This window comes from Nocardiopsis sp. NPDC055824, from assembly GCF_053616335.1.
This window is the reverse complement of the sequence record NZ_JBSHDN010000210.1, coordinates 1-10787: the sequence shown is the minus strand read 5'-3', so window position 1 is coordinate 10787 and position 10787 is coordinate 1. Positions and strand designations below refer to the sequence as shown.

10 protein-coding genes are annotated in these 10787 nt (G+C 73.5%); 3 read left to right on the top strand and 7 right to left on the bottom strand.

Annotated features, from left to right (window positions below):
- Window positions 1-13: 13 nt before the first annotated feature.
- From sucB to ACWGL3_RS27485, 5 genes are all read right to left on the bottom strand, one after another.
- Window positions 14-1804 (bottom strand): 2-oxoglutarate dehydrogenase, E2 component, dihydrolipoamide succinyltransferase, encoded by a 1791-nt coding sequence (gene sucB / locus ACWGL3_RS27505; RefSeq protein ID WP_267948856.1) that lies wholly within the window; start codon window positions 1802-1804, stop codon window positions 14-16.
- A 104-nt stretch (window positions 1805-1908) separates the two neighbouring features.
- Window positions 1909-3285: a dihydrolipoyl dehydrogenase gene (lpdA, locus tag ACWGL3_RS27500; RefSeq protein ID WP_452461956.1), complete on the bottom strand. Its 1377-nt coding sequence runs from the start codon at window positions 3283-3285 to the stop codon at window positions 1909-1911.
- 142 nt (window positions 3286-3427) lie between these two features.
- Window positions 3428-4945: a leucyl aminopeptidase gene (locus ACWGL3_RS27495; RefSeq protein WP_344184196.1), complete on the bottom strand. Its 1518-nt coding sequence runs from the start codon at window positions 4943-4945 to the stop codon at window positions 3428-3430.
- A gap of 306 nt (window positions 4946-5251) precedes the next feature.
- Window positions 5252-6010: an adenosylcobinamide-GDP ribazoletransferase gene (locus ACWGL3_RS27490; protein ID WP_267950301.1), complete on the bottom strand. Its 759-nt coding sequence runs from the start codon at window positions 6008-6010 to the stop codon at window positions 5252-5254.
- 71 nt (window positions 6011-6081) lie between these two features.
- The gene (locus tag ACWGL3_RS27485) at window positions 6082-7077 is read right to left on the bottom strand and encodes a bifunctional adenosylcobinamide kinase/adenosylcobinamide-phosphate guanylyltransferase (protein WP_267950302.1); all 996 of its coding nucleotides are present in this window, start codon (window positions 7075-7077) and stop codon (window positions 6082-6084) included.
- A gap of 206 nt (window positions 7078-7283) precedes the next feature.
- Between ACWGL3_RS27485 and ACWGL3_RS27480 the strand changes: the two genes are divergently transcribed.
- Window positions 7284-7490 carry a hypothetical protein gene (locus ACWGL3_RS27480; protein WP_267948859.1) on the top strand — a complete coding sequence of 69 codons (207 nt, stop codon included), beginning with the start codon at window positions 7284-7286 and terminating at the stop codon, window positions 7488-7490.
- 205 nt (window positions 7491-7695) lie between these two features.
- Here the strand turns inward: ACWGL3_RS27480 and ACWGL3_RS27475 are convergent, their stop codons facing one another.
- Entirely contained in the window at window positions 7696-8703 is a 1008-nt protein-coding gene (locus ACWGL3_RS27475) for an aldo/keto reductase family protein (RefSeq protein WP_267948860.1), read from the bottom strand.
- A gap of 145 nt (window positions 8704-8848) precedes the next feature.
- Entirely contained in the window at window positions 8849-9523 is a 675-nt protein-coding gene (locus tag ACWGL3_RS27470) for a DUF3043 domain-containing protein (protein WP_267948861.1), read from the bottom strand.
- A 96-nt stretch (window positions 9524-9619) separates the two neighbouring features.
- Between ACWGL3_RS27470 and ACWGL3_RS27465 the strand changes: the two genes are divergently transcribed.
- Together ACWGL3_RS27465 and pspAA are read left to right on the top strand one after the other, a co-directional pair.
- Window positions 9620-10387, top strand: coding sequence for a PspA/IM30 family protein (locus ACWGL3_RS27465; protein ID WP_267948862.1), 768 nt, complete (start codon window positions 9620-9622; stop codon window positions 10385-10387).
- Window positions 10384-10662 (top strand): PspA-associated protein PspAA, encoded by a 279-nt coding sequence (gene pspAA, locus ACWGL3_RS27460; RefSeq protein ID WP_267948863.1) that lies wholly within the window; start codon window positions 10384-10386, stop codon window positions 10660-10662. The genes ACWGL3_RS27465 and pspAA overlap by 4 nt, the downstream gene beginning before the upstream one ends.
- Window positions 10663-10787: the final 125 nt, after the last annotated feature.

The window sequence follows — 10787 nt, the reverse complement described above, 5'->3', positions numbered from 1 at the left end:
GAACACGCGGATCCTAGGAGAGGCCGAGCTCGCGCTCGAAGTCGCCCTCCTCCAGCCGCTCCCTCACGGTCTGGAGGAAGCGTCCGGCGTCGGCGCTGTCGATCAGGCGGTGGTCGTGGGCCAGCGACAGGTAGACCATCGAGCGCACCGCGATCACCTCGCCGCCCATGGCCGGGTCCTCGACCACGACGGGGCGCTTGACGATCGCGCCGGTGCCGAGGATGGCCACCTGCGGCTGGTTGATGATCGGCGTGCCGAAGAGGGCGCCGGTGCACCCGGTCTCGGCGATGGTGAACGTGCCGCCGCCCAGCTCGTCCGGGCCGAGCCTGCCGGTGTGGGCACGCTCGCTCAGGTCGGTGATCGTGCGGGCGAGCCCGTCCAGGTTCAGCTTGCCCGCGTCCTTCACGACCGGGGCGAGCAGACCGCGCTCGGTGTCCACCGAGACGGCGAGGTTCTCGACGTCGTGGTAGGTCACCTCCTGCTTGTCACCGTCGATGACCGCGTTGAGCTTGGGGTGGGTCCTGAGGGCCTCGACCGCGGCCAGGCCGAAGAACGCGAAGAAGTCCGGGGCGGCCCCGTCCCGCTTGGCGACCTGCTCGCGCAGGCGGGCGATCTTGGTGACGTCCACCTCGATGACCTGCGTGGCCGTCGCGGAGACGTGCAGCGACTCCACCATGTGGTCCGCGATGGACTGGCGCAGGCGGGTCAGCTTCTCGGTCCGGCCGCGCAGGGAGGTGTCGGCGGCGACCTTGCGGGGAGCCGAGGAGGGCGCCGCGGGGGCGGCGGCGCGCGCGGCGGCGGCCTTCTGCTCCTCCGCCGCCTTGAGCACGTCCTGCTTGCGGATGCGGCCGCCCACGCCCGTGCCGCTCACCCGGCCCAGGTCCACGCGGTGCTCGGACGCGAGCTTGCGCACCAGCGGCGTCACGTACGCCTCGGTGACGGCGTCGGTGCCGGAGGCCCGGCCGGTGCCGCTGAGGGTCTCGATGTCCACGGAGGGGCCGTCGTCCGCCGAGTCCGCGCGCGCGGCGGGGGCCGGCTCGGGCTCCGGCTTCGCTTCGGCCTTCGGCTCCGGGGCGGGCTCGGGCTTCGCTTCGGCCTTCGGCTCCGGCGTGGGCTCGGCCTGAGGGGGCGCGGGCGCCTCGGAGGCGGAGGGCGCCTCGCCCCCGGTGCCGCCGATGACGGCGATCTCGGCGCCGATCTCCACGGTCTCGTCCTCGTCCACCAGGATCTTGGTGAGTACACCGGCGACCGGGGACGGGATCTCGGTGTCCACCTTGTCGGTGGAGACCTCAAGGAGCGGCTCGTCCACCTCGACGGTGTCGCCCACGTTCTTGAGCCACTGGGTGACGGTCCCCTCGGTGACGCTCTCACCCAGGGCGGGCATGGTCACCGACGTGGTGGGTCCGTCGGAGGACGGGGCGGACGCGGCGGGGGACGCGGCCGGCTCGGGCTCGGCGGCGGCCTCGGGCTCCGGGGCGGCCTCCGGCTCGGGCTCCGGCTCCGGCTCCGCCTCGGGCCGGGCGGTCTCGGCGGCGGGCGCGGACCCGGCCTCGTCGGTGCTCTCGCCTTCGCCGCCGATGACGGCGATCTCGGCGCCGATCTCCACGGTCTCGTCCTCGTCCACCAGGATCTTGGTGAGTACACCGGCGACCGGGGACGGGATCTCGGTGTCCACCTTGTCGGTGGAGACCTCGAGGAGCGGCTCGTCTACCTCGACGGTGTCGCCCACGTTCTTGAGCCACTGGGTGACGGTCCCCTCGGTGACGCTCTCACCCAGGGCGGGCATGGAAACGGAAGTCGGCATGGGTTCCTCGTTGGATCTGGGCGCGGTCTCTGCCCAACCCCTTGACTGGGCAGCGCGGATGTGTGCGGGGGCGGGCCGTGTGGGCCCGCCCCCGGGTGGTGCGGTCAGTCGTGGACGTGCAGCGGCTTGCCGGCCAGGGCCAGATGCGCCTCGCCCAGCGCCTCGGACTGGCTCGGGTGCGGGTGGATGAGCTGGGCCACCTCGGAGGGCAGCGCCTCCCAGTTGTAGATGAGCTGACCCTCGGCGATCAGCTCGCCGACGCGGCTGCCGACCATGTGGACGCCCAGCACCGGCCCGTCCTTCTCGGCGATGACCTTGATCGCGCCGGAGGTCTGGAGGATCTGGCTCTTGCCGTTGCCCGCCAGGTTGTAGTTCATCTCCACGATGTCGTGGCCGCGCTCCTTGGCCACCGCGGAGGTGAGGCCCACCGAGGCGACCTCGGGCTCACAGTACGTGACCCGGGGCACACCGTCGTAGTCGATCGCGGGCGGGTTCTGCCCGGCGATGTGCTCGGCGACGAAGATGCCCTCGGCGAAGCCGACGTGGGCGAGCTGGAGGGTGGGGATGAGGTCGCCCACGGCGTAGACGCCGCCGACGCCGGTGTGCAGGTTCTCGTCGACCTGGACGAAGCCGCGCTCCAGGGTGATCCCCTGCTCCTCGTAGCCCAGGCCCTCCGAGACGGGGCCGCGGCCGATGGCGACCAGCAGCACCTCGGCGTCGAGGGTCTTGCCGCCCTTGAGGGTGACCGTCACGCCGGAGTCGGTGGTCTTGACCGACTCGAACGGGGTGCCGAGCTCGTACTTGATCTTGCGCTTGCGGAAGGCGCGCTCCAGCAGCTTGGAGCTCGACTCCTCCTCGACCGGCACCAGGTGCGGCAGGGCCTCGACGATGGTGACGTCGGCGCCGTAGGAACGCCACACGCTGGCGAACTCCACGCCGATCACGCCGCCGCCCAGGACGATGACGGACTCGGGGACCCGGCCCAGGTCGAGGGCCTGGTCGCTGGTCATGACCTTCTCACCGTCGATCTCCAGGCCCAGGGTCTTGGGCTTGGAGCCGGTGGCCAGGACGATGTTGCGGCCCTTGTACACCGTGTCGCCGACGGTCACCTCGTCCTTGCCGGTGAGCTTGCCCTCGCCCTCGACGACGGTGATCTTGCGGGACTTGACGAGGCCGGTCAGGCCCTTGAAGAGGCCGCCGATCACCTTGTCCTTGTACTTGTGCACGGCCTCGATGTCGATGCCCTCGAAGCTGGCCTTCACGCCGAAGGACTCGCTCTCCTTGGCGGAGTCGGCGACCTCGGCGGAGTGCAGGAGGGCCTTGGTGGGGATGCAGCCGCGGTGCAGGCACGTGCCGCCGAGCTTGTCCTTCTCGATCAGGACGACGCTCATGTCCAGCTCGGCGGCGCGGAGCGCTGCCGCGTAGCCGCCGCTGCCGCCGCCAAGGACGACGAGGTCGAAGGTGCCGCCGTTCTCACTCACGGGAACGAACTCCTAGTTGTGGTGGCTGGTGTGGGTGGTGGATCCGCGGGTGGCGCCCACAGAGGGGGGAGGGTGTCGGCGACCGCGGTGGCCGCGCGCGGGCGGTGTCCCGGCTCACCGGGACCGGACCCGCGCACGGTGACTACTCGGCGTACTCCTCGGCGATGCGGACCAGGGTGCGGGTTCCCGCGCCGGTGCCGCCCTTCGGGGTGTGGCCGTGCGGACCGCCCTGGTTGAAGGACGGGCCCGCGATGTCGAGGTGCGCCCACTTGACGCCCTCGCCGATGAACTCCTGGAGGAAGACGCCCGCCGAGAGCATGCCGCCCCAGCGCTCGCCCGCCACGTTCGCGATGTCGGCGACCGCGGAGTCGAGCCCCGCCCGCAGCTCGGAGGGGAGCGGCATCGGCCAGGAGGCCTCGCCCTCCGCCCCGGCCGCGGCGACGACCGCCTCGCGCACGTCGTCGTCGTTGGCCATGACCGCGAACACCCGGGTGCCGAGCGCGACCAGCTGCGCGCCGGTCAGCGTGGCGATGTCCACGACCAGGTCGGGCTGGTCCTCCTGGGCCCGGACCAGGGCGTCCGCCATGACCAGACGGCCCTCGGCGTCGGTGTTGAGGACCTCGACGGTCTTGCCGCCGTAGATGCTCAGCACGTCGGAGGGGCGCTGGGCGGTGCCGCTGGGCATGTTCTCCGCCACGGCCAGGTAGCCGACGACGTTGACCTTCAGGCCCAGGGTGGAGATGGCGCGCATGGCGGCGAGCACGGAGGCGGCGCCGGCCATGTCGGACTTCATCCAGTCCATCGAGCCCGCGGGCTTGAGGGAGAGGCCGCCCGAGTCGAAGGTGATGCCCTTGCCGACGAAGGCGACGGTCCTGGTCGCCTCCGGGTGGCTGTGGGCGAGGCGGACCAGGCGGGGCGGGTTGGACGAGCCCTGGCCGACGCCGGTCAGGCCGCCGTAGCCGCCCTCGGACAGGGCCCGCTCGTCCAGGACCTCGATCTGGAGGCCGGCCTGCTGGGCGATCTCCTGGGCGGCGGCGGCCAGGTCCTCGGGGACCAGGTCGGCCGGGGCGGTGTTGACCAGGTCGCGCGTGAAGTTGACGGCCTCGGCCATGACCGCGGCGCGCTCGACGGCCGCGTCCGCGCCCGGCGCGGAGCTGGCCAGGACCAGGGAGCCGGCGGCGCGGCCCTCGGCCTGCTCGCGGGCCTCGTCACCGGTGCGGTACCGGTCGAAGACGTAGGTTCCGAGCTGGGCTCCGAGGGCGACGGCCCCGGCCTCGGCGGCACTCCCGGCGGGCAGGGCCAGGACCACGCGGCCGGTGCCCCCGGGGCGCGAGGCGAGCGACCGCAGGGCGGCGCCCGCGGCGCGGGACAGGACGTCGGGGTCGACGGGGCCCTCGGCGGGCGCCGGGCCGAGACCGACCGCGACGACGACCGGGGCCCTGACGGCTCCGAGGGAGGCAATGGTGTGCACCTCCTCGGGTGCGCCGCTCGCTCCCAGGAGCGACAGGGTCGGGGCGAGGCCGCCCGAGAAGGCGGCGTCGACGTCATGCGCGCCCGACGCGGGTTCCGGAGCGTCGCCTCCGGAGTGGTAGCCGACGACAACCGCGTCGGCGTCGAGCGAACTGGGGGACTCCGTGTTTACTGCCAACGACGTGCTCACACCCCCGATGCTAGTCGCCTCCCGCGCCGGGCGGGGACGCGGCACCCCGGCTCCCCAGGGGGTCTGACGCCGCGCTCCGCGCGACCGGGGGCGGGGGGTGTTCCCGGGGGCGGCCCCGGCCCGCCCGCGCGGGGAGGGGGCCCCTGGTCGCCCACCGGGGGCGTCGCACGCCCGCTCCCAGGGGCCCGCGCCTGCCCGTGCCGGAGGGCCGTGAAACTCCGTGTGAAAAAATGTGACGATGGCGACATCCCGCCACCGGAGGCGACCGCACGGCAGTGAACCCCCTGGTGGGAACCGTGCCCGGCCTCACACCCACGCGGTCGCCGCGGCCGCCGCCACCAGCGCCGCGGTCGAGGCCGTCTCCACCAGGGCGCCCAGGACGTCGCCGGTGATCCCGCCGAGGCGCCGCACCGCCCGGCGCAGCAGCGCCCCGGCGGCGACCAGGCCCGCCGCCGCCGCGAGGGCGTGGGCCGCGGCCAGGGCAGGCGCCTGCACCGCCCCCGTGAGGCAGAGGGCGGCGACGAACGCCACGGCCGCCGCCGCACGCGGCCCGCGCACCGTCCCCGCCACGAAGGCCCCCAGGCCCTCGGGCCGCGCCGGCGGCACCCGGGGGACGCACGCCAGCGTCGCCGCCAGCCGTCCCGTCGCGCCCGCGACGGCGGCCCCGGACAGGGCGGCCCAGGGCGAGGCCGCCACCAGCTGTCCCAGCGCCAGGGCCTGTGCCGCCGTCGCCACCACGACCGACACCACGCCGAACGGTCCGATGTCGGACCGCCGCATCACCTCCAGCGCCCCCTCCGCCGGCCTGCCGCTCCCCAGCCCGTCCGCCAGGTCGGCCAGCCCGTCCAGGTGCAGCCCCCGCGTCGCGAGCGCGCCCAGGCCCACGGCGAGCACCGCCGCCAGGGAGGGGGCCAGGCCGGCCCAGGCGCCGGCCGCCGCGACCGCGCCGGAGAGGAGGCCCAGGGCCGCGCCGACCACGGGCGCCCACGCCATCGCCCAGCCGGCGGCCGCCCGGTCCACCCGCCCCGCCCGCACGGGGAAGGCGGTGAACGTGCCCAGGGCCATCCGGGCCCCCGCGAGCACGTCGGCCGCGGCCGGGCCCGCGGAGGGGGGACCGCCCTCCGTCGGCCCGCCCGTCAAGGCAGTTCCAGGACGCGGCCGGCCGTCACGAGGACCACGTCCTCGGACTCTGCTCCCACACACTGGTTCAGCCGGCCGAGGTGGTCGCGGAAGAGCCGCCCGGAACGGGTCGCGGGCACCACCCCCGACCCCGCCTCGTTGGTGACGGCCACGACGTAGGCCCGGGTCCCGCGCCAGGCCTCCAGCAGGTCCCGGACCGCCGCCTCCACCCGCTCCTCGGCGTCGGGGGGCGGCGCCTCGTCCCACAGCCCCGCCCCGTCCATCACCCGGGTCAGCCAGGTGCCGAGGCAGTCGACCAGGACCGCTCCCCCCGCCCGCCGGAGCAGCGGGGCCAGGTCGGCGGTCTGCTCGGTCCGCCACCACCAGGGGCGGCGGCGCACGTGCCTGTCCACCCGGTCGGCCCACTCGGGGTCCTCGGACGGGTCCGGCTCCGGCCCGGTCGCCGCGTACAGCACCCTCGGCTCCGCGAGCAGGCGCAGCTCCGCCTCCGTCGACTTCCCCGAGCGGGCGCCGCCGGTGACCAGGGTCCGGTGCGGCCCCTGCGGGCGCGGCTCCGGCCACACGGACGGCGGGCACGACATGACCTGGCCGTCTCCGGGGGCCAGGGCGCCCCACAGCCGCGCGCGCCGGGCGAACTCCTGCGGCGAGGGGATCCGGTGGTCGCCGCCCACGGCCACGACGGCGGTGGTCACCCCGATCACCCCCGAGCGCCGCAGCTCGCCGATGACCTCCGGGCGCCGCGCGGCGTCCACGACGACCATGTCCACCTGCTGTTCGGGCCGTGCCGAGGAGTAGCCGGAGAGCCCCTCCGCCCGTGCCTCCACCGGGGGGCCGCCGGGCAGCGGGCCCGGGCCCGACCGGGCGTAGAGCAGCCTGCCGCCGTCGGCGGCCTCGACCAGGCAGCCGTCCGGCGTCGCGGACACGGTGTATCCCGGGGGCACGGGGCCGACCGCGCCCGCCTCGCGGACGCGGAAGCGGTCGTCGACGGTCACCCGCACGGGCAGGCGGCGTTCGGCCAGGGCCTTGTTGCAGGAGGAGCAGGTGCACTGCGGTGCGGGCCAGCCCGCGGGACCCGCCGTCCCCTGAAATCGGATACGCACCGGAAAAGTAAACAGCATGCCGGACCGCGCCTTGGTTAAGCTCGGCACAGGATCACGGTGACCACCACCGCGGCCTGCGTGACGAAGGGCGGTCGAACATGGCGTGGACCTGGCGGTACTTCGAGGCCGACGGCGCCGACCCTCTGGCGGAGGACCTGCCGTCCGAGTCGTTCACCTCGCGTGGCGACGCGGAGAGCTGGCTGGGGGAGAACTGGCAGGAGCTCGCCGAGGGGGGCGTCGGCCGCGTCGCCCTCCTGGAGGACGACCGGGAGGTCTACGCGATGGCCCTGGAGCCCGTCGAGTAGGGCGCCCGCGCCGCGCGCGGCGGGTCCGGCGCCCCGGCCCGGGCGCCGGACGCGCTCCGGCGGGGGAGCGCCCGCCGCCCCCGCGGGCGCGACGGGCGGAGCCCCGGAAGGCGGGCCCGGGACGTGGTCGTGCGGCGCACCCGTCCACAGCCCGGGCCAGTGACCGGACGACAGCACGGTCACGGGCCCGGGGCCGGACGCCGGGCTAGATGCCGTGGACGTCCTCGGGGCTCTTCGTCAGCGCGGGGTCGCGCTGGACGCTGTCGCCGAGGACCTCGTCGATCCGCTCCAGCAGGTCCGCGTCGAGCCGGACCCCCGCGGCCTTCACGTTGCCCTCGACCTGCTCGGGGCGTGAGGCGCCGATGATCGCCGACGACACGTTCGGGTTCTGGAGGACCCAGGCCAGGGACAGCTGCGCCAGGGTCAGGCCCGCCTCGGCCGCCAGCGGCTCCAGCCGCTGGACCCGCTCCAGCAGGACCTGGTCGCCGACCTTGTCGGCGATGGCCTGCTTGATCTTGGGATCGGTCGCGCGCGAGCCCTCCGGCAGGTCCTGGCCCGGCTTGTACTTGCCGCTCAGGACGCCTCCCGCCAGGGGCGACCACACGATCTGGCCGATGCCCTCGCGCTCGCAGACCGGGACGACCTCGGACTCCACGACCCGCCACACCATGTTGTACTGCGGCTGGCTGGAGACGATCCGGTCGAAGCCCATCTCGTCGGCGATCCTCAGCGCCTGCTCGATCTCGTCCGCGCGCCACTCCGAGACGCCGATGTAGAGGACCTTGCCCTGGCGGACCAGGTCCTCGAACGCCCGCATCGTCTCCTCCAGGGGGGTGGAGTAGTCGAACCGGTGCGCCTGGTACAGATCCAGGTAGTCGGTCCCGAGGCGGCGCAGGGAGTCCTCGGCGCCGCGGAGGACGTGCTTGCGGGAGAGGCCGCGGTCGTTCCTGCCGTCGCCCATGGGCCAGTAGACCTTGGAGAAGATCTCGAGGCCGTCCCGGCGCTCGCCCTTCAGCGCCCGGCCGAGCACCTCCTCGGCCTTGCCCCTGGCGTACACGTCCGCGGTGTCGAACGTGGTGATGCCCGCGTCCAGGGCCGCGCGGACACAGGCCGCGGCCGTGTCCTCCTCCACCTGGGAGCCGTGGGTGAGCCAGTTCCCGTAGGCGATCTCGCTGACCATGAGACCGCTGTTGCCTAGATGCCGAAAGTCCATGGGCAGCACTCTAGTGGGGGATCGTGCCGATTTGTCAGGAATGTAACGGCATGACTGGGACCGCTCCCGAGCCGGGGAGGAGTGAAGGGCCGGTGCGGACACCGGCCCTACTCACGTGGCGCGGGGGGCGGGGAGGCGCGGGGAGTCAGCGCGCGCCGCGGGGCGTCGGGTCCTCGCCGACCTTGATCCGCGGCTTGGGCAGGCGCAGGCGGCGGAACTGCAGCTGGCGCATGGCCGCGTACATCCCGATGCCCCGGATGGCGGTGTCGTCGGGGAAGTACTCCAGGGCGCGCTTCTTGACGGCGCGGCCCACCAGGACGCCCTCGGCGATGATCGTCACCATCATCAGCGGCCAGGCCACGTAGGCCACGCCGACCTGGAAGAGCGGGTTGTTGATGAACAGCAGGGCGATGATGACGATCGAGAACGGCAGGAAGAACTCGCTGGCGCTGCGGCGCGAGTCGATGTAGTCGCGGGCGAACGCGCGGGCCTCGCCCAGGTCCTGCTGGCGGTAGTAGCGGGCCTCGTCCTTGGGCACGCCCTTGAGGCCGCCGGAACTCCGGACGGTCTGGCCGCGTTGACGGTCGAGACGGTCCCGGTAGGCGCGGTAGGCCTCCTTACGGCTCTCGGGGGCCTTCACCGGCTTGCGGGGGATCGTCTCGGATTCCCTGCGCTTTGGGGTGGGGACACCCTTCTTGGGGGTGTATCCCTTAGGTTGGGTGGCCTCAGTGGCCTCGGGGCTGGCGGATTCGGAAGAGTGCGAATCCGTGGCTGCGGAAGCGGAGCGACGTCGGAACACACCCACAGGGTAGCCGGTCATAGCTTTATGGCGACCGCGGGCCAGACCGCGTAGGGTTGGGCAAAGCGCCCGCTGGGAACAGCCGATGTACGCACCGAGAAGGGGACGGCCACGCCGATGAGCGTGTTTCAGCGACTTTCGATGATCTTCAAATCCAAGGCCAACAAGGCCTTGGACTCGGTCGAGGACCCCAGGGAAACCCTCGACTACTCGTACCAGAAACAGCTCGAACTCCTGCAGAAGGTCCGTCGTGGGGTGGCGGACGTCGCGACCTCCCGCAAGCGGGTCGAGCTCCAGATCCAGCAGCTGGAGCAGCAGTCCGGCAAGCTGGAGAACCAGGGCCGGGCGGCCCTGACCCAGGGCCGCGAGGACCTCGCCCGCGAGGCCCTCACCCGCCGCTCCGGCCTGGCCACGCAGATCGAGGGCCTGCGCGAGCAGCACGCCAACCTCCAGGGCGAGGAGCAGAAGCTCACGCTGGCGGCCCAGCGCCTCCAGGCCAAGGTGGACGCCTTCCGCACGCGCAAGGAGACCATCAAGGCGACGTACACCGCCGCCCAGGCCCAGACGCAGATCAGCGAGGCCTTCTCCGGCATCTCCGAGGAGATGGGCGACGTCGGCATGGCGGTCCAGCGTGCCGAGGACAAGACCGCCGAGATGCAGGCCCGCGCCGGCGCCGTCGACGAACTGCTCGCCTCCGGCGCGCTCGACGACGTCACCGGCACCGCCAAGGACGACATCCAGAGCGAGCTCGACCGGATGGCCAGCACCACCGGCGTCGAGGCCGAGCTGGAGCGCATGAAGATGGAGCTCGGCGGCGGCAGCTCCACCCCTCAGATCGAGGGCGGGAACGGCGCCGGCAGCACCGGGAACCGGGAGGGCTCGTGATCGTCCGCATCATGGGTGAGGGCCAGGTCGACCTGACCGAGGCCGACCTGCAACTGCTCAACTCCTTCGACTCCGCGCTGGAGTCGGCGATCGAGTCGGGTGACGAGGAGACGTTCCGCCAGGCCCTGCACGACCTTCTCGCGAAGGTCCGGGAGGACGGCAGGCCGCTGCCCCCCGACGCCCTGGAGCCGTCCGAGTTCATCCTTCCGCACGCCGACGCCAGCATGGAAGAGGTGCGGCAGATGCTCCAGGACGACGGGCTCATCCCCGGCTAGGACCGGTCCTCTCCGTCCGCGCACACCGCATCCGTCCAGGTGTGCGCCGGACAGGGGCAGCGGGATCCGACAGGCCCGGCCACGGCCGGTCGGAACCGCGCTCGGTGCCTGCGCGCGCGTGTTTC